The sequence below is a fragment of the Burkholderia arboris genome (genome assembly GCF_038723655.1).
Classification (GTDB): domain Bacteria; phylum Pseudomonadota; class Gammaproteobacteria; order Burkholderiales; family Burkholderiaceae; genus Burkholderia; species Burkholderia arboris.
This window is the reverse complement of record NZ_CP109821.1, coordinates 3,278,380-3,301,427: the sequence shown is the minus strand read 5'-3', so window position 1 is coordinate 3,301,427 and position 23,048 is coordinate 3,278,380. Positions and strand designations below refer to the sequence as shown.

Sequence of the window (23,048 nt, the reverse complement as noted above, 5' to 3'; positions counted from 1 at the left end):
GGGTCGAATTGGCGCCTGAAATGGCCGAAAAGCTTGTCGCGCTTGGCTTGCGGGGCGATAGGCGCTTGCTTGTGGATGCCATTGAACCCGCCTATAATGCGTCAGCTTGTCGTCCCGGGGTCCCCGCAATACGGGGCGACGAGTCCGATGCAGGCATGCATCGCATGCCATTCGCGTGAGGCGGCGATGGAAGCAGCGAGGGTTTTGGCGGAGACGACGAACGGCGAGCCGGTCCTCGAAGACTGGCTGATGAAACGCAACTGTTCGGTGTCGCCACGCCAGTTCGTGCTGTTTTACGCGTCGCTCGCGGGCTTCTCGCTGGTGATCGCGACGTTGCTGATGTGGAGAGGGGCCTGGCTCGTCATGCCCTTTACCGGAATCGAGTTGCTGGCGGTGGGTGTCGCATTTGCGGTCTATGCTCGCCATGCGGTCGATTACGAGCGCATCAGGCTGTTTCCGCATCGGCTCGTGATCGAGCGAATGGATGCGGAGCGGCTCACGCAGATCGAATTCAACCCGCGCTGGGTGCGGGTCGAGCCGGGTGCGACGCCACGCGATCCGATTCGACTGGTATCGCGCGGGCAGACCGTCGTAATCGGGCAGCATCTCGCGCAGTACAAGCGTGCGCAGTTCGCCGACGAACTGCGCGTGTCGCTCAGGCGCTGCGGCTGACGAGGCGCGGGCACCGGCCGGAAACAGGCCGGCGACTTGCGACGGGGGAGGGTTTGAATGGAAATTTTGGGTAAGGATGCTATGAAAACAATCAAGCGAGCCCTCGCGGGCGTGCTGGCATGCAGCGGATTGCTCTTTGCCGGTGCGGCCCTGGCGGTCGGTGATAGCCCGGGCGGCCCCCGTGTCAACGAGATCAACTTTCAGCCGCCTGTCACGAAGATCGCCGAGGAGCTCTACGATCTCCACACGATGATGCTGATCCTGTGTACGGTGATCTTCGTCGGCGTGTTCGGCGTGATGTTCTATTCGATCTTCGCGCACCGCAAATCCAAAGGCCACAAGGCCGCCAATTTCCATGAAAGCACGACCGTCGAGATCATCTGGACGATCGTGCCGTTCGTCATCGTCGTGCTGATGGCGCTGCCGGCGACGAAGGCCGTCGTCGCGATGAAGGACACGACGAACGCCGATCTCACGATCAAGGTCACCGGCTACCAGTGGAAGTGGGGCTACGACTACGTGAAGGGCCCGGGCGAGGGCATCGGCTTCCTGTCGACGCTGACCACGCCGCGTGACGAAGTGATGGGCAAGAAGCCGATCACCGACACCTATCTGCAGGAAGTCGACAACCCGCTCGTCGTGCCGGTCAACAAGAAGATCCGCATCATCACGACCGCGAACGACGTCGTCCACTCGTGGTACGTGCCCGCGTTCGGCGTGAAGCAGGATGCGATCCCCGGCTTCGTGCGCGACACGTGGTTCAAGGCCGACAAGGTCGGCACGTTCCGCGGTTTCTGTACCGAGCTGTGCGGCAAGGAACACGCGTACATGCCGGTCGTCGTCGAAGTGCTGTCGGAAGACGACTACGCGAAGTGGGTCACGGCGCAGAAGGCCAAGCTGGCCAGCGCGGCGGTCGATCCGAACAAGGTCTACACGATGGCTGAACTCGTCGCGCACGGCGAGGAAGTCTACAAGGCGAACTGCGCGGCCTGCCACCAGGTGAGCGGCAAGGGCCTCGGCGCATTCCCGGCCATGGACGGCAGCCCGATCGTGAACGGCCCGATCGCCGGCCACGTCGAGCGCGTGCTGCATGGCAAGGGCGCGATGCCGTCGTGGGCGTCGCTGTCGGACCTCGACATCGCTTCGGTCATCACGTACGAACGCAACTCGTGGGGCAACCACAAGAACGACCTGCTGCAGCCGAAGCAAGTGGCTGACGCACGCAACGGCAAGATGCCGGAAGACACGGCAGGCGCGGCAGCGGCACCGGCGGAAGCGGCTTCGGCACCGGCGCAGGCCGCGTCGGGCGCCGCCGAGCAGCCGGCAGCCGCAGCGGCCGCGCTGTCGACGATCTACTTCGAAACGGGCAAGAGCGTGCTGCCGGCCGACGCGAAAGCGGCGATCGCCGCCGCGGCCGACTATGCGAAGGCACATCCGGACGCGAAGCTCGCGCTGTCGGGCTTCACCGACAAGACGGGCTCGGCCGACGCAAACGCCGAACTGGCGAAGCATCGTGCACAGGCCGTGCGCGATGCGCTGAAGGCAGCAGGCGTGGCGGAAGACCACATCATCATGAAAAAGCCGGAAACGATCACGGGCGGGGCTGACGCTAAGGAAGCCCGGCGTGTCGAGATCGGTCCGGCGGCTTGACGTGTCGCTGAGTTAGTCGACGTATTCGCATTAGGAGATTCTCATGTCTAGCATCGGGCACGACGTAGCCGCGGACCACGCGCACGACGACCACGCGCACGAAATGCCGCACGGCTGGCGTCGCTGGCTGTTCGCCACCAACCACAAGGACATCGGTACGCTGTACCTGTTGTTCTCGTTCATCATGTTCCTGTCGGGCGGCGTGATGGCGCTCGGCATCCGTGCCGAGCTGTTCGAGCCGGGCCTGCAGATCATGCGTCCGGAGTTCTTCAACGAACTCACGACGATGCACGGTCTGATCATGGTGTTCGGCGCGATCATGCCGGCGTTCGTCGGCTTCGCGAACTGGATGATTCCGCTGCAGATCGGCGCATCCGACATGGCGTTCGCGCGGATGAACAACTTCAGCTTCTGGCTGCTGCCGGTCGCGGCCGTGCTGCTGGTCGGCTCGTTCTTCGCGCCGGGCGGCGCGACGGCTGCCGGCTGGACGCTGTACGCACCGCTGTCGACGCAGATGGGCCCGGGCATGGACTTCGCGATCTTCGCGGTCCACATCATGGGCGCCTCGTCGATCATGGGCGGGATCAACATCGTCGTGACGATCCTGAACATGCGCGCACCGGGCATGACGCTGATGAAGATGCCGATGTTCGCATGGACGTGGCTGATCACGGCGTACCTGCTGATCGCGGTGATGCCGGTTCTGGCAGGCGCGATCACGATGGTGCTGTTCGACCGCCACTTCGGCACGTCGTTCTTCAACGCGGCAGGCGGCGGCGACCCGGTGATGTACCAGCACATCTTCTGGTTCTTCGGCCACCCCGAGGTGTACATCATGATTCTGCCGGCGTTCGGGATCGTGTCGCAGGTGATCCCGGCGTTCGCACGCAAGACGCTGTTCGGCTATAGCTCGATGGTGTACGCAACGGCATCGATCGCGATCCTGTCGTTCATGGTCTGGGCGCACCACATGTTCGCAACGGGCATGCCGGTCACCGGCCAGCTGTTCTTCATGTACGCGACGATGCTGATCGCGGTGCCGACGGGCGTGAAGGTGTTCAACTGGCTCGCGACGATGTGGCGCGGCTCGATGACGTTCGAAACCCCGATGCTGTTCGCGATCGGCTTCCTGTTCGTGTTCACGTTCGGCGGCCTGACGGGCCTGATGCTCGCGATGGCGCCGCTCGACATCCAGTATCACGGTACCTACTTCGTGGTGGCGCACTTCCACTACGTGCTGGTGGCCGGGTCATTGTTTGCGCTGTTCTCGGGCTGGTACTACTGGGCACCGAAATGGACGGGCTGGATGTACAACGAGACGCGCGGCAAGATCCACTTCTGGGCGTCGATGATCTTCTTCAACCTGACGTTCTTCCCGATGCACTTCGTCGGTCTCGCGGGCATGCCGCGCCGCTATGCGGACTACCCGGCGCAGTTCACGGACTTCAACCAGGTCGCGACGATCGGTGCATTCGGCTTCGGCCTCGCACAGGTGTACTTCCTGTTCGCAGTTGCGCTGCCGGCCTACCGTGGCGGCGGCGAGCTGGAAAAGGCGTCGGACAAGCCGTGGGATGGCGCGACGGGTCTCGAGTGGACGGTGCCGAGCCCGGCTCCCTTCCACACGTTCGAGCAACCGCCGCACGTCGAGTAAGTTTCACCCAGCGTTCCGCCGCTGCCTGCCGTGCAGGCAGGCAGCGGCGGGCGCGGAATCGAGATTTCAGCGAAGTTTCAGATGAACCGGAATCCACAAGAAAGACGAACGCCCGAGCAGATTCGCGCGGGCAACAAGCGGCTCGGCCTCATCCTGCTCGTCATCGCCGCCGTTTTCTTTGTGGGTGTCGTGATCAAGCAGTGGTGGCTGTCCACTCACTGATGCAGTAACTGACGCAGTAGCGAGGAAGTAGTCGTATGTCGAAGCCGGAAGAGGGCGCCGTCGATCGCGCATTCAATCGTTCGATGCTGGTGAAGCTCTTCGTCGTGGCCGGGCTGATGTTCGGTTTCGGCTTCGCGCTGATCCCGATGTATCGGGCGATCTGCCAGATCACCGGCATCAACAACCTGGTGCAGCGCGACGTCAGCGAGCGCGAGGTGAAGAACTCGCAGGTCGACACCAGCCGAACGGTGTCGGTCGAGTTCGATGCGAACGCGCGCGGGCCGCTCGGCTTCAAGCCGGAGCACAACAGCCTCGACGTGCATCCGGGCGAACTGACGACGATCGTGTACGACGTGACGAACGGGCAGGGCCGGCCGGTCGTGGCGCAGGCGATTCCGAGCTACGCGCCGAAGCAGGCGACGGAGTTTTTCAAGAAGATCGAGTGTTTTTGCTTCACGCAGCAGACGCTGGCCGCGAACGAGTCGCGCAAGATGCCGGTGGTGTTCGTGATCGATCCGAAACTGCCGAAGGATGTGAAGACGATCACGCTGTCGTACACGTTCTTCGAGCTGAATGCGCCGGCCACACCGGCGCCGGCGCAGCGGAGTACCGCGGCGCAGGGCGCGGCGAAGCCGGACGCATGACGACGGAGGCGGGGCGATGACGGAGGTCAAGCGGGGCGGATCGTTCGGCCAGGCGCTGAAAGCCGTGCTGTGGTCGTTCTTCGGGGTGCGCAAGCGGCGCGACCTGGAGGCCGACGCGACGCAGCTGAATCCGCTGCACGTGCTGATCGTCGCGTTGCTCGCGGCCGGCGTGTTCATCGGCGTGCTGATCCTGATCGTGCGTGCCGTCGTGGGTTGAGGCCCGCGGCCACGAAAGAATGCAGTGCGCAGCGCCACGGCGCTGCGTGCAGGAAAGAGCGGGTGCAGTCGTGCCGCGCAAGAAATAAAGCCGGAGCGGTTTCCGGTACACAAATTGGACAGAAGTGGAGAATCAAGCATGAGCGGTCAAAACCAGACCCCGTACTATTTCGTGCCGCATCCGTCGCACCATCCGATCAGTGCAGCCATCGGCCTGCTGGTCATGCTCGGATCGGCGGCGCTGTGGATCAACGGTCACGACTGGGCGCCGTTTACGGCGCTGCTCGGCCTGCTGTGGTTGCTCTTCACGCTGTATCACTGGTTCGGCGACGCGATCGCCGAATCGGAAGGCGGTCATTACGGCAAGAACGTCGACAAGTCGTACCGCTGGAGCATGAGCTGGTTCATCTTCTCGGAAGTGATGTTCTTCGGCGCGTTCTTCGGCGCGCTGTTCTATGCGCGTGAAATCGCGCTGCACCAGCTCGGCAGCCTCGACTACAAGCTGATCTGGCCGGACTTCTCCGCCGTGTGGCCGAACGAAGGTCCCGCTGCGCTCGCCGGTCACTTCAAGACGATGGGTCCGTGGCCGATCCCGACGCTGAACACCGCGTTCCTGCTGTCGTCGGGCGTGACGCTGACGATCTCGCACCATGCGCTGCGCGACGATCATCGCAAGAAGGCGATCGCCTGGCTGGCCGCGACGCTCGCGTTCGGTATCTGCTTCCTGTTCCTGCAGGGCTTCGAGTACTACCACGCGTACAACGAACTGAACCTGACGCTGAACTCGGGCGTGTACGGTTCGACGTTCTTCCTGCTGACGGGCTTCCACGGTTTCCACGTGTTCCTCGGCGGCACGATGCTCGCGGTGGTGCTGGTGCGGATGATCCGCGGCCACTTCAAGCCCGATCATCACTTCGCATTCGAAGGCGCCGCGTGGTACTGGCACTTCGTCGACGTCGTCTGGCTCGGCCTGTACGTCGTCGTCTACTGGCTGTAAATGGAAAAACGGCCCGCGCAGCAATGCGCGGGCCGTTTTCATTGGTGTCGTGGGCGCGGCAGCGAGGCTGCGAGCGACACCACCCTGGCGCCGCCGCGACTCAGTCAGGCGGCGCTTTTGCTTGGTGGCGCGGCCGTGCGGCGAAATGTCACAGCGGCGGATGCGGGAGAGGCATCAACGCCCGATCGGCAGGCCGGTCGAATGGATCCAGCCCATCCAGTTCGCGATCAGGATGAGCAGGAACAGCGACACCGACAGCCCGACGCGGGTGGCGAGCGACCAGACCATGCGTTTCGTGTGGCCGCGGTCGTGCATCATGAAGTAGAGCGCCGAGCCCATGCTGGCAATGATGAGGACGAAGGCGATGGGAACGAGTATGTGCATGACACGAACCGGACGACGGCAATTCGGAAGGAAGAGGATAATTATCGCACTTCGCTTTCGCGCATGTGCCGGGCGGGCCGCATGATGAAGATCCGCTGGCTGCCCGCGCTCCTGATCCTCGTCGTCGTCGCCGTTACGATCAGGCTCGGGTTCTGGCAGCGCGACCGCGCGCACCAGAAGGAAGCGCTGCAGGCGAGCATCGCGCGCTACGAGCAGGCGGTGCCTGTCGACGTCGGCGCGCAGCCGATGCCGCTCGCGTCGATCGAGTTTCATCGCGTGCGGGCCAAGGGCCGATTCCTGCCCGAGCAGGCGGTGTTCCTCGACAATCGGCCGTATAACGACCAGCCGGGTTTTTACGTCGTGATGCCGTTTAAACTCACGGGCGGCGGCGTCGTGCTCGTGAATCGAGGCTGGCTGCCGCGCAATATTTCCGATCGCACGGCGATCGAGCCGTTCGCGACGCCGGCGGGTGACGTCGAGATCGTCGGCATCGCGCGCGCCGATGCATCGCGTGCGTTCGAGCTGGGCGAGGGCGGGTCGGCCGCGCATCAGAAGATCCGGCAGAACCTGGACGTCGCCGAGTATGCGAAGGAAACGGGGCTGCCGCTGCAGCCGTTCGTGATCCAGCAGACCAGCGACGACGGCGACAAGCTCGTGCGCGACTGGCCGGCGGCAACGACCGGCGTCGAGCGCAATTACGGTTACATGTTTCAGTGGTGGGCGATGGCCGCGGCCGCGCTCGGCTTCGGCCTGTACGCCGCGCGGCGTGCGGCGAAGAAGTCGGCCGGCGCGTGAGTGCCATGCCAGGACGCGGCGCCGGCGCCGCGGGTTCGTTTCGAGAGGTCTGATTTGTCCATGCAATCTTCCCGTCAGGGTCCGGCCGCTGCGCCGATCTCGCCGGCGGCCCGCAAGCGCGGCCGCTGGATGCTCGTGCTGCTGGGTCTCGTGTGCGCCGCGCCGATGATCGCGTCGTACTTCACCTATTACGTGATCAAGCCGAAGGGCGGGTCGACCAACTACGGCACGCTGATCGAGCCGCAGCGCCCGATCCCGGCCGGTCTGCAGGTGACCGACGAGACCGGCAAGACCGTGCCGCTGTCGTCGCTGCGCGGCGTATGGCTGTTCGTGATGACCGATCGCAGCGCGTGCGACGACGCATGCGCGCAGAAGCTCTATTTCATGCGCCAGATCCGCGTCACGCAGGCCGGCGAGCGGCACCGGATCACGATGGTGTGGCTGCGCAGCGATGCGGGCGCGACGCCTCAGAAGGTGCTCGACGCGTATCCGGACACGCGTCGGCTCGTCGCCGATCCGGCCGCCGTGGCCGCATGGCTGCCGGCCGACGCCGGCACGAAGGACAGCGACCACATCTACATGGTCGACCCGAACGGCAACCTGATGATGCGTTTTCCGAAAGACCCGAATCCCAGCAAGATCAAGTCGGACGTGACGAAGCTGCTGAAGTGGTCGAGCATCGGTTAAGGCGAGAGAACGAGGCACCATTCCGATGTCGTATCTACTGCAACTCGGCCTGATCGGCTTCTGCATCGCGCTGCTGCCGCTGTCGTACGTGTGGGTGAAGGCCGACGACGACAAGTTCCGCAAGCTCGTGTGGATCACCACGTTCCTGACGCTCGACCTCGTGATGTTCGGCGGTTTCACGCGGCTGACCGATTCGGGGCTCGGCTGCCCGGACTGGCCCGGCTGCTACGGCACGTCGTCGCCGTTCATCGCGCATGCCGCGATCTCGGCCGCGCACCAGGCGATGCCGACAGGGCCCGTCAGCATGACGAAGGCGTGGATCGAAATGATCCACCGCTATTTCGCGATGGCGATCGGCGTGCTGATCATCGCGCAGGTCGTGATCGCATGGGCCGCGCGGCTGCGCCGCCGCCCGCTGCACGTGTCGCCGTGGTGGCCGACGAGTTTGCTGCTGCTGATCCTCGTGCAGGGCGCATTCGGCGCATGGACGGTCACGATGAAGCTGCAGCCGGTGATCGTCACGATCCACCTGCTGCTCGGCCTCACGCTGCTCGGTACGCTCGGCTGGCTCGCGGCGCGGCAGACGCCGCTGCCGTCGTATGACCCGGAGGCGGGGCGCTTCCGGGCGGCCGCGCTCGCGGCGCTCGTGCTGCTGGTCGTGCAGATCGCGCTCGGCGGCTGGGTGAGCACCAACTACGCGGTGCTCGCGTGTACCGACTTCCCGACCTGCAACGGCCAGTGGATCCCGCCGATGGACTTCCAGCACGGCTTCCACCTGTGGCGCGCGCTCGGGATGACGAAGGACGGCGACGCGATCACGCAGGATGCGCTGGTCGCGATCCACTGGACGCACCGCACGTTCGCGTTCGTCGTGGTCGCGTACCTGGTCGCGTTCGCGCTCAAGATGCGCCGCTTCGAGTCGCTGCGGCGGCCCGCGAACGGCGTGCTGCTGGTCGTGCTGCTGCAGTTCGTGACGGGCCTGACCAACATCGTGCTGCAGTGGCCGCTGCCGGTCGCCGTCGCGCACAACGGCGGGGCCGCGATCCTGCTGCTGCTCGTCGTCATGTTAAACTTTCGCATCCTTTCAAGCCGCCCCGGCCGTGTCGCGCAGCCTGCGCGCGACGCCGCCCCGGCGTGACCGTCCCCATGCAAAGCACCCTCTCCCAATCGCCCGGTAGCCGCTTCTCCCAGTACATGGCGCTGACGAAGCCGCGTGTCACGCAGCTCGCCGTGTTCTGCGCGGTGATCGGCATGTTCCTCGCGACGCCGGGCATGGTGCCGTGGCATGTGCTGATCGGCGGCACGGTCGGCATCTGGCTGCTGGCCGGCGCCGCGTTCGCGATCAACTGCCTCGTCGAACAGAAGATCGACGCGATGATGCGCCGCACCGCGTGGCGTCCGTCCGCGCGCGGCGAGATCACGACGCCGCAGATCCTGCTGTTCTCGGCCGTGCTCGGCAGTGTCGGCGCATGGACGCTCTATACGTTCACGAACCCGCTGACGATGTGGCTGACGATCGCGACGTTCGTCGGCTACGCGGTGATCTATACGCTGCTGCTGAAGCCGATGACGCCGCAGAACATCGTGATCGGCGGCGCGTCGGGCGCGATGCCGCCGGCGCTCGGCTGGGCCGCGGTCACCGGCGCGGTGCCGGGCGATGCGTGGATCCTCGTGCTGATCATCTTCGTGTGGACGCCGCCGCATTTCTGGGTGCTCGCGCTGTATCGCCGCAAGGATTACGAGAACGCGGGGCTGCCGATGCTGCCCGTCACGCACGGCGAGAAATTCACGCGGCTGCACATCCTGCTGTATACGGTGATCCTGTTCGCGGTCACGATGATGCCGTTCATCTCCGGGATGAGCGGGGCCGTCTACCTGACGAGTGCGGTGCTGCTCGGCGCGGTGTTCTTCGCGTATGCGTGGAAGATCTACCGCGACTATTCGGATGAACTCGCCCGCAAGGCCTTCCGCTACTCGATCGTCTACCTGTCGCTGCTGTTCGCCGCGCTGCTCGTCGATCACTATGCACGCCCGCTGCTCGGCGTATAACCGCACGGTTTGAACGCAATGCTCCAATCAAGGTTCGGGCGCCGCGCGCGCCAAGGCTGGATGCTCGCGTGCGCATTCACGGCAGCGCTGCTGCTCGCCGGATGCGACAACGCGCCGAAATTCCAGAATCTCGACATCACCGGCAACACGCAGTTCGGCAGCGACTTCTCGCTGCCCGACACGACCGGCAAGGTCCGTACGCTCGGCGACTTCAAGGGCAAGGCCGTCGTGATGTTCTTCGGCTATACGCACTGCCCGGACGTGTGCCCGACCACGATGGCCGAGCTGTCCGAAGCGCTGAAGCAGCTTGGGCCCGACGCGGCGAAGCGCGTGCAGGTGCTGTTCGTCACCGTCGATCCGGAGCGTGACACGCCGGCGCTGCTCGGCCAGTACGTGCCCGCGTTCGACCCGTCGTTCATCGGCCTGCGGCCGGCCGACGAAGCGGCGCTGAAGAAGGTCACGAAGGATTTCCGCGTGTACTACGCGAAGGTGCCCGGCAAGACGCCCGGCAGCTACACGATGGACCACACGGCCGCGAGCTACGTGTTCGACCGCGACGGCAAGCTGCGCCTGTTCGTGCGCGACGGCCAGGGCCCCGCCCCGTGGGTCCACGACCTGAAGCTGCTGGTCGACTGACCGGCCGCCGCCGGGCGCCCGGCCCGGCGTTTCACGTGACGGCCAATCTGCGCCGTCACGCTTTCCCCCTTACCGTTGTCTGCATGCGCGGCCCGCCGGGCGGCGCGTCTGCCTGCGCGCGTGATGCGCAGCTGTCGCGTTACGGCAGCGCCGGCACGTTGAAGCCGGACGCGGCGCGCGTGATCCGGAATTCGGTCACGCGGTACGTGGCGAGCCCTTCGGTGACGAACGGGTCGGTCTCGAGGATCGCGTCGAGTGCGTCGCGATCGATGCGGGCCGCGAGGATCACGCCGCCTTCGCGCGGCACTTTCGGCCCCGCGGCGATGAAGATGCCCTTGTCGAACTGCGGCTGCAGATACGCGCGGTGGCGTTCGAGCGCGTCGTCGATGCGCTCGAGCGACGCGGTGTAGTGGATGTCGATGACGTACATGGATGGCCCTGGAATGACGCCGGCGCGTGGCGCGCCGGTCAGCCGGTCTTTGTAGCACAGCGGATCGGGGCTGTCGCGCCGGCACGGCCCGCCGGCCGCCCGTTCGTCGCACCGTCGCGTATTCAAGTTGTAAGCCTCGATGCCGTAAATAAAAGGGCAACCGTTTGCGCGGGACAGGCCGTTCGCGCGCATCGGCGCAACGACATCGACAGAGGCACGCAGATGAGCAGAATGAGTTTGAACCGCAAGCTGTGGCTCGCGCTTGCGCTGGTATGGATCGGTCTCCTGGGCGTCGGCGCATGGAGCGCGTACGAGACGCGCGCGACGATGCTGGACGAACGCAAGGCGGGCATCGCCAATCTCGTCGACTCGGCGGCCGGCATCGTGAAGGCGTATCACGCGCTCGCGCAGAGCGGCACGCTGCCCGAGGCCGACGCGAAGCGCGACGCGCTCGCGAGTCTCGCCGCGATGCGCTACGGCGATTCGGGCTACGTGTTCGTGATGGACTCGAAGCCGGTCGTGCTGATGCACCCGACGCTGCCGAAGCTCGTCAACACGCAGGTCGGCGACTATCTCGATCCGGACGGCAAGCCGCTGTTCGTGACGATCCTGAACGCGGCGAAGGCGACCGGCAGCGGCTTCGCCGAATATCGCGGGCGGCTGCCGCACAGTGAGACGGCCGTGCCGAAGATCGGCTACGTCACGCGGTTCGCGCCGTGGGACTGGAACATCTCGAGCGGCGTGTTCCTGAAGGACATCGACACCATCTACTACCGGACGCTGCTCGGCCACCTCGCGGTGGTGTTCGTGATCGGCTTCGTGATTAGCGCGGCGATGCTGGTGATCATCCGCAACGTGCGCGGCAGCCTCGGCGGCGAGCCCGACGAAGCGGCCGCGCTCGCGGCGCGCATCGCGCAGGGTGACCTGACGCAGCCGGTGCCGGTGCGTGCGGGCGATCGCACGAGCATGATGGCCGCGATGCACGACATGCAGGCGCGGTTGCAGGCGACGATCGGCGGGATCCGCCAGTCGGCCGAATCGATCGCGTCGGCGAGCCGCCAGATCTCGGCCGGCAACGACGACCTGTCGCAGCGCACCGAGGAGCAGGCCGCGTCGCTCGAGGAAACGGCCGCGAGCATGGAGCAGCTGACCGCAACGGTGAAGCAGAACGCGGACAACGCGCGGCAGGCGAGCGGGCTCGCGAACAACGCGTCGGACATCGCGCGCACCGGGAGCGACGTCGTGAACCGCGTGATCGGCACGATGGGCGAGATCGACGACAGTTCGCGCAAGATCGCCGACATCATCGGCGTGATCGAGGGCATCGCATTCCAGACCAACATCCTCGCGCTGAACGCGGCGGTCGAGGCCGCGCGCGCGGGCGAGCAGGGCCGCGGCTTCGCGGTGGTCGCGGGCGAGGTGCGCTCGCTCGCGCAGCGCAGCGCGACGGCCGCGAAGGAGATCCGCGAGCTGATCGTCGCCTCGGTCGAGCGCGTGCGCAACGGCTCGACGCTGGTCGGCCAGGCCGGCACGACGATGGGCGAGATCCTGCAGGCCGTCGCGCGCGTGACCGACATCATGGGCGAGATCGCGGCCGCGTCCGAGGAGCAGGCGAGCGGCATCACGCAGGTCGGGCGCGCGGTCACGCAGATGGACCAGGTGACGCAGCAGAACGCGGCGCTCGTCGAGGAAGCCGCGGCGGCGGCCGCGTCGTTGCAGGAACAGGCCGCGCGGCTGCGCGATGCGATCGGCGCGTTCCGGGTCAACGACACCGGCGGACTGGCGTCGCGCCGGGCCGGCGCGCGGGTGGCCGAACCCGCGTTCGGCGCGAAGGCGGCTGATGAGGCGGTGGCGATGTGACGCGCGCCGGCCGGGGCGCGACTCGTTTGAAATGCAACTAACGGCCAAGTCGCGTCACGGCCGCCAGCACCGCTGCGGTGCATACCCATATGAGCGGGATGTATTTCACTTCCCGCCGATCCTGTGACACCATTTGCCCCTTCCTGCGAGTCGGGGCTTACCCGTATCGCGCCCCATTTCCAGTAAGCAAGAAAGCGAGAAACAGATGAAGCGTCGCAGTCTCCTGAAGGTATTTTCCGTGCTGGCCACCGGCGCAGCGCTGACGCTGTCGGCAGGCGCGCACGCCGAAGACAAGGTGATCAAGGTCGGCACGGTCGCCGGCCCGGATTCGGAAGTGTGGCAGCTCGTGCAGAAGGTCGCGAAGGAGAAGGAAGGCCTGAACGTGAAGGTCATCGAGTTCAACGACTACGTGCAGCCGAACGCGGCGCTCGACTCGGGCGACCTCGACGCGAACAGCTTCCAGCACCAGCCCTACCTCGACAGCCAGGTGAAGCAGCGCGGCTACAAGATCGTCAGCGCGGGGCTGACCTACATCTCGCCGATCGGCGTGTACTCGAAGAAGATCAAGGCGCTGAAGGACCTGCCGCAAGGCGCGAAGCTCGCGGTGCCGAACGATCCGTCGAACGAGAACCGCGCGCTGCTGCTGCTGCAGACGCAAGGCGTGATCAAGCTGAAGGCGGGCGCGGGCACGGGCGGCAACAACGCGACGGTGCTCGACATCGCCGAGAACCCGAAGAAGCTGAAGATCTCCGAACTCGACGCCGCGCAACTGCCGCGCGTGCTGTCGGACGTCGACGCCGCCGTGATCAACACGAACTACGCGCTGGCCGCGAATCTGCAGCCGACCAAGGACGCGATCGCGCTCGAAGCGCTGACGAGCCCGTATGCGAACCTGATCGCCGTGCGCGCGAAGGACAAGGATCAGCCGTGGGTGAAGAAGCTGGTCAAGGCGTACCAGTCGCCGGAAGTGAAGGAGTTCATCAAGAAGCAGTTCAAGGGCTCGATGGTCGCGTCGTTCTGAACGCCGCCTACCGGCCGGACCGCTGAACGAAAAGGGCCTGCATCGCGCAGGCCCTTTTTCTTTGGCGCGCGGTATCGATCAGCGCCCGTTCACATCTCGCCGCGCCGCGAGCAGATCGACATGATCTGCTGGATCGCGTAGTTGTCGCGCACGCCCGGCAGCGATTGCACGACGCACTCGTGAAAGCGCCGTTCGCGCGGCAGGAGCATCGCGTTGTTGCGGTACAGCGCGTCGCACGAGCGCTGGATCAGCTGCGCCGCCGCGCCGTTGCGGCTTTCGCGCAGCGCATTGAGCATGCAGTTGTCGTATTGCTCGCTGCCGTCGGTCAGCGCGAATGCCGCACCCGGCAGCGCCAGCGCGACAGTGGCGAATGCGACGGCTCGGATCCCCCGTTTCATCTGCCCTCCGATGGAGTGGATTGGGTCGGCCGACAGCATAACGTAAAGCCACGAGCTCGGCTGACGCGTTGGCACGATGCGTGCCGAAGCCGCCGCCGGACGGGCCTTGCACGCGGTCGCCGGGGGGCGGCGCGTGCCGCGATCCGGCGTGCCGGGCGAAAGCGCGGAGTCAGGCGGTGGTCTGCGGAAATGGTATCCTCGTGCGTTCGCCGCTGCACGCTTTCCCGGAGCGTGCGCGGGCCGATCGCCGGCGTGTCGCACGCGCGGCGGCGCCCGCCCGACGGCGGCGGGAATCCATTATCCAGAACCGACACAATACGGGGGAGACTCACCCATGAAGCGATTCAAGACTTTCGCGATCCGTTCGATCACGGCCGGCGTGGCCGCACTCGCGCTGGCAGGCGCCGCGCAGGCACAGACCGTCAAGGTGCTGTCGATCGTCGATCATCCGGCGCTCGATGCGATCCGCGACGGCGTGCGCGCCGAACTGAAGGCGGAAGGTTACGGCGACGACAAGCTCAAGTGGGAATACCAGAGCGCGCAGGGCAACACGGGCACGGCCGCGCAGATCGCACGCAAGTTCGTCGGCGACAAGCCCGATGTGATCGTCGCAATCGCGACGCCGGCCGCGCAGTCGGTCGTCGCCGCGACGAAGAGCGTGCCGGTCGTCTATTCGGGCGTCACCGATCCGGTTGCCGCGCAGCTCGTGAAGGGCTGGGCCCCGTCGGGTTCCAACGTGACGGGCGTGTCCGACAAGCTGCCGCTCGATCGCCAGGTCGCGCTGATCAAGCGCGTCGTGCCGAATGCGAAGACGGTCGGCATGGTCTACAACCCGGGCGAAGCGAATTCGGTCGTCGTCGTGAAGGAGCTCAAGGAGATCCTCGCGAAGCAGGGCATGACGCTGAAGGAAGCGGCCGCACCGCGTACCGTCGACATCGGCCCGGCCGCGAAGAGCCTGATCGGCAAGGTCGACGTGATCTACACGAACACCGACAACAACGTCGTGTCCGCGTACGAAGCGCTCGTGAAGGTCGCGAACGAAGCGAAGATCCCGCTCGTCGCCGGCGACACCGACAGCGTGAAGCGCGGCGGCATCGCGGCGCTCGGCATCAACTACGGCGACCTCGGCCGCCAGACGGGCAAGGTCGTCGCGCGCATCCTGAAGGGCGAGAAGCCGGGCGCGATCGCGTCGGAGACGAGCAGCAACCTCGAACTGTTCGTGAACACGGGCGCGGCCGCGAAGCAGGGCGTCACGCTGGCACCGGATCTCGTGAAGGAAGCGAAGACGGTCATCAAGTAAGCGGCGCGACCGCCGCGCTTGCAGGCCCGATCCGGGCCTGGACGACATCGCCGGACGGGCGGTTCCCACCCGGAGCCGCCCGTTCGCTTCGCCCGGCCGTACACGTCCGGCCGGGAAGCAACAGGATTTCCCCATCATGTCTCTGTTCTCGTTTCTGGGCGCACTGGAGATCGGCCTGATCTTCAGTCTCGTCGCCCTCGGGGTGCTGATCTCGTTTCGCATCCTCAACTTCCCCGACCTCACCGTCGACGGCAGCTTTCCGCTCGGCGGCGCCGTTGCGGCGACGCTGATCTCGGCCGGCTACGACCCGTTCACGTCGACGCTGATCGCGATCGTCGCGGGCGCGGTGGCCGGCTTCATCACCGGCTGGCTGAACGTGCGCCTGAAGATCATGGATCTGCTCGCCAGTATCCTGATGATGATCGCGCTCTACTCGGTGAACCTGCGGATCATGGGCCGGCCGAACGTGCCGCTGATCACCGAGCCGACGCTGTTCACCGTGCTGCAGCCCGACTGGATGCCCGACTACGTGCTGCGTCCGGCGCTGCTCGCGATCGTCGTCGTGATCGCGAAGCTCGGCCTCGACTGGTTCTTCTCGTCGCAGCTCGGCCTCGCGATGCGCGCGACCGGCGCGAACCCGCGGATGGCGCGTGCGCAAGGCATCGCGACCGGCCGCGCGACGCTCGCCGGGATGGCGCTGTCGAACGCGCTCGTCGCGCTCGCGGGCGCGCTGTTCGCGCAGACGCAGGGCGGCTCGGACATCTCGATGGGGATCGGCACGATCGTGATCGGGCTGGCCGCCGTGATCATCGGCGAGACGCTGCTGCCCGCGCGCCGGCTGGTGCTGACGACGCTCGCGGTCGTGCTCGGCGCGATCGTCTACCGCTTCTTCATCGCGCTCGCGCTGAACAGCGAATTCATCGGCCTGAAGGCGCAGGACCTGAACCTCGTGACGGCCGCGCTCGTCACGATCGCGCTGGTGCTGCCGGCGACGCGCAAGAAGCTGTTCGCGCGCAAGAACGGAGGGGCATGACATGCTGTCCGCACAAGATCTCAAACTCACGTTCAATCCCGGCACGCCGATCGAGACGCGCGCGCTGCGCGGGCTGTCGCTCGAGATTCCCGACGGCCAGTTCGTCGCGGTGATCGGCTCGAACGGCGCCGGCAAGTCGACCTTCCTCAATGCGGTCAGCGGCGATCAGCGCGTCGATTCGGGACGTATCGCGATCGACGGCACGGATGTGACGCGCAAGGCCGCGTGGGACCGCGCGCACCTCGTCGCGCGCGTGTTCCAGGATCCGATGGCAGGCACCTGCGAGGCGCTGACGATCGAGGAGAACATGGCGCTCGCGATGGCGCGCGGCGTGCGGCGCGGTTTCCGTGCCGCGCTCGACCGGCCGTCGCGCGAGCTGTTCCGCGACAAGTTGCGGCTGCTGAACCTTGGCCTCGAGAACCGGCTGACCGACCGGATCGGGCTGCTGTCCGGCGGCCAGCGGCAGGCCGTGAGCCTGTTGATGGCGTCGCTGCGGCCGTCGCGGATCCTGCTGCTCGACGAGCACACGGCCGCGCTCGACCCGAAGACGGCCGCGTTCGTGCTGGAGCTGACCGCGCGCATCGTCGCCGAGAGCAAGCTGACGACGATGATGGTCACGCACAGCATGCGGCAGGCGCTCGACTACGGCGACCGTACGGTAATGCTGCACCAGGGGCAGGTCGTGCTCGACGTGTCGGGCGACGCGCGCAAGGGCCTCGACGTGCCGGACCTGCTGCAGATGTTCGAGAAGGTGCGTCACGAGCAGCTCGACGACGACGCGCTGCTGCTCGGCTGACGGGCGGCAGGCGGGCCGGTGCGGTGCGGGGTGCCGCATCGTGCCGGTTTGCCGGTGGGGTGGTGTGCCGGCCCGCCGGGCGACACGATCCGGCCACGCCCGCTCCGGCGCGGCGTAACATGACGGCCGCGCCGGCTATCCCGTCGTTTTTCCTCTGATGAAAACCGGTTACGCACCGGTGCTGTGCGACGCGGGCGCATTGCCATATACTGTATATCCATACAGTTGTGGGTGGCGTCATGCTCGCATCCTCCATTTCTCCCGAATCCCTTCATCCGTCGCTCTGGCGCGGCTCGCAGCTCGCGCGCGGCGGCCCGCGCACGATCGAGACCGGCTTCGCGCCGCTGTCGGCCGAGCTGCCGGGCGGCGGCTGGCCGGTCGGCGGGCTCGTCGAACTGCTGGCCGCGCAGCCGGGCTGCGGCGAGATGCGGCTGCTCGCGCCCGCGCTTGCCCGCACCGTCAGCGCCCGGCGTCCGCTCGCGCTCGTCGCGCCGCCGCAATCGCCGCATGCAACCGCGCTCGCCAGCCTCGGGGTGCCGGCCGACGCGCTGCTGTGGTTGCGCGCCGGCAGCCGTACGGATGCGCTGTGGGCCGCCGAGCAGGCGCTCAGAACCGGCTGTTGCGGCGCGCTGCTGCTCTGGCAGGACGCGCGGCCCGATGCGCTGCGGCGCCTGCATCTCGCGGCCGCGCGCACGGGCGACACGCTGTTCGTGATGCTGCGCCCGCTGTCGGCCGCGCGGCAGCCGTCGCCCGCGGTGTTGCGCGTCGCGCTGTATCCCGTGCCGGGCGGCGTGTCGCTCGACATCGTCAAGCGTCGCGGGCCCGCGCGCAGCGAGCCGCTCGTGCTCGACCTGCCGTCGCCCATCGTGGAGAGCCGCTATGCGCGTCTTGCTCGGCATCCATCTGCCGCGCCTGCCGCTCGACGTGTGCGCCCCGCCGCCGTCTGACGCAGCGGCCGGCGGCGCGGGCTGCGCGGTGCTCGAGCAGGGTGTCGTGCTGATCGCCGATGCGGCCGCGCAGCGGCAGGGCGTGCGCGCGGGCATGAAGCGCGGCGGCGTGCTCACACTTGCGCCCGAGACGCAGCTCGTCGAACGCGATCCCGCGCGCGAGGCCGATGCGCTGCGCGCGGTCGCGCTCGCGTTGCTGCGATTCTCGCCGTGCGTCGCCCTCGACGACGAAGCCACGCTGCTCGTCGACGTCGGTCCGAGCCTGCGCCTGTTCGGCGGCCTGCCGTCGCTGTGCCGCCAGGTGCGCGCGACGCTCGCGGCGCTCGGCTATGCGGCGCGTCTGTCCGCCGCGCCGACCGGAGGCGGCGCGTGGCTGCTCGCGCGCACGTCGGCGCGGGCGCGCATCCGGCGCCGCGTCGCGCGCACGGCTTCGCTCGTCCGCTCGCTCGACCGGCTGCCCTGCGTGCTGCTGCCCGATGCGCGTCCGTATGCGGGCTGGTTCGACGGCCTCGGCTGCCGCACGCTCGCCGATCTGCGCGGCCTGCCGCGCGCGGGGCTGCAGCGCCGTTGCGGCCCCGCGCTGCTGGCCGCGCTCGATCGCGCGTACGGCGACGCGGTCGAGCCGCTGGCGTGGATGGCGGTGCCGCCCGTGTTCGACGTGCGGCTCGAATTGCCGGAGCGCGTCGAATACGCGGAAGCCGTGCTGTTCGCCGCGCGCCGGCTCGTCGTTCAGCTCTGCGGCTGGCTGGCTGCGCGGCAGCTGTCGCTGGCCGCGATGACGTTCGATCTCGAGCACGAGCGCGGCCGCCAGGCCGTGCCGCCGACGCCGCTCGAGCTCGCATTCGCCGCGCCGGTGCGCGACGAGGTGCACTTCATGCGGCTGCTCGGCGAGCGGCTCGCACGCGTCGAGTTGCCGGCGGCGGTGATCGCGGTGCGCCTGAAGGCGACGCGCGTCGAATCGGTCGCGCCACCAGCCGACGATCTTTTCCCCGAGCCGGGCGGCACGCGCGAGACGCGTGCGCGGCTGTTCGAATTGCTGGTCGCGCGACTCGGCGCGGAGAACGTATTGCGTGCGGTGCCGGTTGCCGATCACCGGCCCGAGGCCGCGAACCGCTGGCTGCCGCTCGATGCGCAGGCCGGCAAGCCGGCCGGCGGGCCGCCCGCGGTGCCGCCGAGGCCCGTATGGTTGCTGGCCGAGCCGCTGCCGCTGCTGATGCGCGGGGAGCGGCCGGTATTTCATACGCCGCTCAGGATGATGTCGTCGGCGGAGCGGATCGAGGCCGGTTGGTTCGATGGCCAGCTCGCCGCACGCGATTATCACGTCGCGCAGGACGAAGCCGGTGCGTGCTATTGGGTGTTCAGGGAGCGGGCGGGGAGCGAGTCCGAGCCGCACTGGTTCCTGCACGGCTTGTTCGGGTGAACGGAGATGGTTGCGGAATTCAGCTGGTTGCCCGATTACGCGGAGTTGTTCTGCCGTTCGAACTTTTCGTTTCTGCATGGTGCGTCGCATGCGGAAGAACTGGTCGAGCGCGCATTCGATCTCGGCTATCGCGGAATCGCGATCACCGACGAATGCTCGCTCGCCGGCGCGCCGCGCATGCACGTCGCAGCGCAGGCGAAAGGGCTGCCGCTCATCATCGGTTCGTATTTCGACGTCACGCCGGATGACGTCGCGCCCGGCCACGACCCGGGCCCCGGTGCGTTCGGGCTCGTGTTGCTTGCGCAGAATCGCGAGGGGTACGGCAATCTTTCCGAACTGATTTCGTGGCGGAGGATGGAAGCGCCGAAGGGTACCTACACGCTGACGTCGCGGATGTTGTCGGCGCCGCCTGCGGAGTTTGCCCACTTGCGCGGCATGCCCGATTGCTTCGCGATTCTCGTGCCCGCGTACCCGGTGCGTGCGGACGTGCTCGAGGCCCAGGTCGCGTGGTTTCGCACGACGTTCGGCGAACGTGCGCGGCTCGGGCTCGTGCAGTTGCAGCGCGCGCTGGACGGTGCGCAGCGCGAGGAGATTCGTGCGGCCGGCGAACGGCGTGGGGTGCGTGTCGTTGCGCTTGGCGACGTGACGATGCACCGGCGCTCGTGCAAGGAGCTGCAGGACGTGATGACGGCGATCCGCGTCGGCATGCCGGTTTCAGAGTGCGGGTATGCGCTTGCGCCGAATGCGGAACAGCATCTGCGTTTGCGACAGCGCATCGGGCAGTTGTACTCGGCGGAAGAGATCGCGGAGACGTGCGCGATTCTCGATGCGTGCGATTTCGAACTCAGCTCGCTTCGCTACGAGTATCCCGACGAGATCGTGCCGAAGGGGCATACGCCGACGAGCTATCTCAAACAGGAGACTCGGGACGGCGCACTTCAACGTTACGCCGGAAAGATACCCGGGCACGTGCAGGAGCGGATCGACTACGAGTTGGCGTTGATCGAGAAGCTGCGCTACGAGCCGTTCTTCCTGACCGTCTACGACATCGTCAAATACGCGCGCAGCCAGAACATTCTGTGCCAGGGCCGAGGCTCGGCCGCGAACTCGGTCGTCTGCTACTGCCTCGGCATCACCGAGGTGAATCCCGAGCAGAGCACCATGCTGTTCGAACGCTTCATCAGCGCGGAGCGCGGCGAGCCGCCCGATATCGACGTCGATTTCGAGCATCAGCGCCGGGAAGAGGTGATCCAGCATATCTACAAAAAATACGGGCACACCCGCGCGGCGCTTGCGGCAGCCGTGTCGACCTATCGCCCGCGCGGCGTGCTGCGCGAAACCGGCAAGGCGCTCGGTGTCGATCCGATGCTGATCGACCGCGTTGCGAAAGGGCATCGCTGGTTCGACGGCAGCCGCGACCTGCTGCAGCAATTCTCGACGATCGGGCTCGATCCGCAGACGCCGCTCATCCAGGCGTGGGCCCAACTCGCCGCGCGGCTGCTCAACTTTCCGCGCCACCTGTCGCAGCACTCGGGCGGTTTCGTGATCAGTCGCGGCAAGCTCACGCGGCTCGTGCCGGTCGAGAACGCCGCGATGGACGGGCGGCGCGTGATCCAGTGGGACAAGGACGATCTCGAGGCGCTCGGGCTGATGAAGGTCGACGTGCTTGCACTTGGCATGCTGTCGGCGCTGCATCGCGCGTTCGACATGCGCACCGCGTGGCGCGGGCCGCCGGAGCCGGACGGCGAGCCGTTCACGCTGAAACACATTCCGCAGGACGATGAAGCGACCTACGACATGATCTGCCGCGCCGATACGGTCGGCGTGTTCCAGATCGAATCGCGCGCGCAGATGTCGATGCTGCCGCGCCTGCAGCCGCGCACGTATTACGACCTGGTGATCGAGGTCGCGATCGTGCGGCCGGGGCCGATCCAGGGCGGGGCCGTGCATCCCTATCTGAAACGGCGCCAGGGCATCGAAAAGGTCAGTTATCCAAAGGAAGATCTGAAGCCGGCGCTCGAACGTACGCAAGGGGTGCCGATCTTCCAGGAGCAGGTGATGCAGGTGGCGATGATCGCAGCCGGCTTCACGCCCGGCGAAGCCGACCAGCTGCGTCGCGCGATGGCCGCATGGAAGCGCAAGGGCAATCTCGAGCAGTACCACCGCAGGATCGTCGACGGGATGCGGGAGCGCGACTATCCGCCCGAATTCGCCGAACAGATCTTCGAGCAGATCAAGGGCTTCGGCGATTACGGTTTCCCCGAAAGCCACGCGGCCAGCTTCGCGAAACTCGCGTACGCGAGCAGCTGGCTCAAATGCCACGAACCCGCGATCTTTCTTGCCGCGCTGCTGAACAGTCAGCCGATGGGTTTCTACCCGCCGTCGCAACTCGTGCAGGACGCGAAGCGCCACGGCGTACAGGTCATGCCGATCGACGTGACGCAAAGCAACTGGGAGGCATCACTCGAAGCGCTGCCCGGCCAGCTGCCGCCGCACGGCCAGCCGGCCGTGCGGCTCGGCCTGTCGCTCGTGCGCGGCCTCGGCGAAGCCGCCGCGCGCCGCATCGAAGCCGCACGCGCAACCGGCCCGTTCGGCAACGTCGACACGCTCGCGCGCCGCGCGCAGCTCGAACGCCGCGACCTCGAAGCACTCGCCGCCGCGAACGCGCTCGCGACGCTCGCCGGTCATCGCCGCGACGCGTTGTGGCAGGCCGTCGCGGCGGCACCGGAGCGCGACCTGCTCGCCGCCGCGCCGATCGACGAAGCGGAGCAGCCCGCGCTTGACGCGCCGTCGGAAGCCGACGACATCCTCGCCGACTATCACACCACCGGCCTCACGCTGAACCGTCACCCGGTCGCGCTGCTGCGGCCCGCGCTGCGCGCGCGGCGGCTGTCGTCCGCAGCCGAACTGCACGACCGGCCCGACGGCCGGCTCGCGCGTGCGTGCGGGCTCGTGACCGCGCGGCAGATGCCGGGCACCGCGAAAGGCGTGATGTTCATGACGCTCGAGGACGAAACGGGCTGCGTGAACCTGATCGTCCGGCCCGAACTGCTCGCGCGGCAGCGCCGCGAGACCCTCGATTCGCGGCTGCTCGCGGCGTCCGGCGTGTGGCAGGTCGCGAGCGACGTGAGGCACCTCGTCGTACAGCATTTCGAGGATCTGACGCCGCTGCTCGGTGGCCTGCGCACGTCGAGCCGCGAGTTCCACTGATGTTCCACTGATACCGGGGCGCACCGCGCG

General features: G+C 67.0%; 23 protein-coding genes. 20 read left to right on the top strand and 3 right to left on the bottom strand.

Annotation, left to right across the window (positions count from 1 at the left end):
• Positions 1 to 147: 147 nt before the first annotated feature.
• The 7 genes from OHZ10_RS15485 (at position 148) to OHZ10_RS15455 (ending at position 6,052) form a co-directional block, all read left to right on the top strand.
• A complete protein-coding gene (locus OHZ10_RS15485; protein WP_059233125.1) occupies positions 148 to 672 on the top strand; it encodes a DUF2244 domain-containing protein in 525 nt (174 codons plus the stop codon).
• Between the two features lie 57 nt (positions 673 to 729).
• Positions 730 to 2,322: a cytochrome c oxidase subunit II gene (coxB, locus tag OHZ10_RS15480; RefSeq protein ID WP_174994087.1), complete on the top strand. Its 1,593-nt coding sequence runs from the start codon at positions 730 to 732 to the stop codon at positions 2,320 to 2,322.
• Positions 2,323 to 2,365: 43 nt separating this feature from the next.
• Complete coding sequence (gene ctaD / locus OHZ10_RS15475; RefSeq protein WP_021163746.1) at positions 2,366 to 3,973, top strand: cytochrome c oxidase subunit I; 1,608 nt, start codon at positions 2,366 to 2,368, stop codon at positions 3,971 to 3,973.
• An 81-nt stretch (positions 3,974 to 4,054) separates the two neighbouring features.
• The gene (locus OHZ10_RS15470; RefSeq protein WP_006760728.1) at positions 4,055 to 4,195 is read left to right on the top strand and encodes a cytochrome oxidase small assembly protein; all 141 of its coding nucleotides are present in this window, start codon (positions 4,055 to 4,057) and stop codon (positions 4,193 to 4,195) included.
• A gap of 35 nt (positions 4,196 to 4,230) precedes the next feature.
• Entirely contained in the window at positions 4,231 to 4,839 is a 609-nt protein-coding gene (locus tag OHZ10_RS15465) for a cytochrome c oxidase assembly protein (RefSeq protein ID WP_342702953.1), read from the top strand.
• 16 nt (positions 4,840 to 4,855) lie between these two features.
• Positions 4,856 to 5,056, top strand: a complete 201-nt coding sequence (locus tag OHZ10_RS15460) for a DUF2970 domain-containing protein (protein WP_021163748.1) — start codon at positions 4,856 to 4,858, stop codon at positions 5,054 to 5,056.
• Positions 5,057 to 5,194: 138 nt separating this feature from the next.
• Complete coding sequence (locus OHZ10_RS15455) at positions 5,195 to 6,052, top strand: cytochrome c oxidase subunit 3 (RefSeq protein ID WP_059233128.1); 858 nt, start codon at positions 5,195 to 5,197, stop codon at positions 6,050 to 6,052.
• A gap of 174 nt (positions 6,053 to 6,226) precedes the next feature.
• Here OHZ10_RS15455 and OHZ10_RS15450 read toward each other — a convergent pair whose 3' ends face one another.
• The gene (locus tag OHZ10_RS15450; RefSeq protein ID WP_011353273.1) at positions 6,227 to 6,436 is read right to left on the bottom strand and encodes a twin transmembrane helix small protein; all 210 of its coding nucleotides are present in this window, start codon (positions 6,434 to 6,436) and stop codon (positions 6,227 to 6,229) included.
• 84 nt (positions 6,437 to 6,520) lie between these two features.
• Between OHZ10_RS15450 and OHZ10_RS15445 the strand changes: the two genes are divergently transcribed.
• Genes OHZ10_RS15445 through OHZ10_RS15425 form a run of 5 tightly spaced genes read left to right on the top strand, consistent with a single transcriptional unit; the run spans position 6,521 to position 10,603 of the window.
• Positions 6,521 to 7,231: an SURF1 family protein gene (locus OHZ10_RS15445; protein WP_059236599.1), complete on the top strand. Its 711-nt coding sequence runs from the start codon at positions 6,521 to 6,523 to the stop codon at positions 7,229 to 7,231.
• Positions 7,232 to 7,291: 60 nt separating this feature from the next.
• Positions 7,292 to 7,918, top strand: a complete 627-nt coding sequence (locus OHZ10_RS15440; protein WP_059233129.1) for an SCO family protein — start codon at positions 7,292 to 7,294, stop codon at positions 7,916 to 7,918.
• Positions 7,919 to 7,943: 25 nt separating this feature from the next.
• Positions 7,944 to 9,056, top strand: a complete 1,113-nt coding sequence (locus tag OHZ10_RS15435) for a COX15/CtaA family protein (protein WP_174994088.1) — start codon at positions 7,944 to 7,946, stop codon at positions 9,054 to 9,056.
• Between the two features lie 8 nt (positions 9,057 to 9,064).
• On the top strand, positions 9,065 to 9,967 hold the full coding sequence (gene cyoE, locus OHZ10_RS15430; RefSeq protein WP_059233131.1) for a heme o synthase: 903 nt from the start codon (positions 9,065 to 9,067) through the stop codon (positions 9,965 to 9,967).
• 18 nt (positions 9,968 to 9,985) lie between these two features.
• Positions 9,986 to 10,603 (top strand): SCO family protein, encoded by a 618-nt coding sequence (locus tag OHZ10_RS15425; protein ID WP_059233132.1) that lies wholly within the window; start codon positions 9,986 to 9,988, stop codon positions 10,601 to 10,603.
• A gap of 139 nt (positions 10,604 to 10,742) precedes the next feature.
• On the opposite strand, the gene OHZ10_RS15420 is transcribed toward OHZ10_RS15425, so the two are convergent.
• On the bottom strand, positions 10,743 to 11,033 hold the full coding sequence (locus tag OHZ10_RS15420; protein ID WP_012329263.1) for a YciI family protein: 291 nt from the start codon (positions 11,031 to 11,033) through the stop codon (positions 10,743 to 10,745).
• A 222-nt stretch (positions 11,034 to 11,255) separates the two neighbouring features.
• Here OHZ10_RS15420 and OHZ10_RS15415 point away from each other — a divergent pair, with 222 nt between their 5' ends.
• Together OHZ10_RS15415 and OHZ10_RS15410 are read left to right on the top strand one after the other, a co-directional pair.
• The gene (locus OHZ10_RS15415; protein WP_059233133.1) at positions 11,256 to 12,893 is read left to right on the top strand and encodes a methyl-accepting chemotaxis protein; all 1,638 of its coding nucleotides are present in this window, start codon (positions 11,256 to 11,258) and stop codon (positions 12,891 to 12,893) included.
• 205 nt (positions 12,894 to 13,098) lie between these two features.
• Positions 13,099 to 13,914, top strand: a complete 816-nt coding sequence (locus tag OHZ10_RS15410; protein ID WP_059233134.1) for a MetQ/NlpA family ABC transporter substrate-binding protein — start codon at positions 13,099 to 13,101, stop codon at positions 13,912 to 13,914.
• Positions 13,915 to 14,003: 89 nt separating this feature from the next.
• Here OHZ10_RS15410 and OHZ10_RS15405 read toward each other — a convergent pair whose 3' ends face one another.
• Positions 14,004 to 14,312, bottom strand: coding sequence for a VF_A0006 family four-cysteine protein (locus OHZ10_RS15405; protein ID WP_059233135.1), 309 nt, complete (start codon positions 14,310 to 14,312; stop codon positions 14,004 to 14,006).
• A gap of 334 nt (positions 14,313 to 14,646) precedes the next feature.
• Here OHZ10_RS15405 and OHZ10_RS15400 point away from each other — a divergent pair, with 334 nt between their 5' ends.
• From OHZ10_RS15400 to OHZ10_RS15375, 6 genes are all read left to right on the top strand, one after another.
• Positions 14,647 to 15,612, top strand: coding sequence for an ABC transporter substrate-binding protein (locus OHZ10_RS15400; protein WP_059233136.1), 966 nt, complete (start codon positions 14,647 to 14,649; stop codon positions 15,610 to 15,612).
• Positions 15,613 to 15,748: 136 nt separating this feature from the next.
• On the top strand, positions 15,749 to 16,645 hold the full coding sequence (locus OHZ10_RS15395) for an ABC transporter permease (RefSeq protein WP_059233137.1): 897 nt from the start codon (positions 15,749 to 15,751) through the stop codon (positions 16,643 to 16,645).
• Between the two features lies 1 nt (position 16,646).
• Positions 16,647 to 17,441, top strand: a complete 795-nt coding sequence (locus OHZ10_RS15390; protein WP_059233138.1) for an ABC transporter ATP-binding protein — start codon at positions 16,647 to 16,649, stop codon at positions 17,439 to 17,441.
• A 239-nt stretch (positions 17,442 to 17,680) separates the two neighbouring features.
• Positions 17,681 to 18,388 (top strand): translesion DNA synthesis-associated protein ImuA, encoded by a 708-nt coding sequence (gene imuA, locus OHZ10_RS15385; protein ID WP_059233139.1) that lies wholly within the window; start codon positions 17,681 to 17,683, stop codon positions 18,386 to 18,388.
• Entirely contained in the window at positions 18,321 to 19,808 is a 1,488-nt protein-coding gene (locus OHZ10_RS15380) for a Y-family DNA polymerase (protein ID WP_174994089.1), read from the top strand. Before imuA ends, OHZ10_RS15380 begins: the two co-directional genes overlap by 68 nt.
• 6 nt (positions 19,809 to 19,814) lie before the next feature.
• A complete protein-coding gene (locus tag OHZ10_RS15375; protein ID WP_342702948.1) occupies positions 19,815 to 23,018 on the top strand; it encodes an error-prone DNA polymerase in 3,204 nt (1,067 codons plus the stop codon).
• The last annotated feature ends 30 nt before the right edge of the window (positions 23,019 to 23,048 follow it).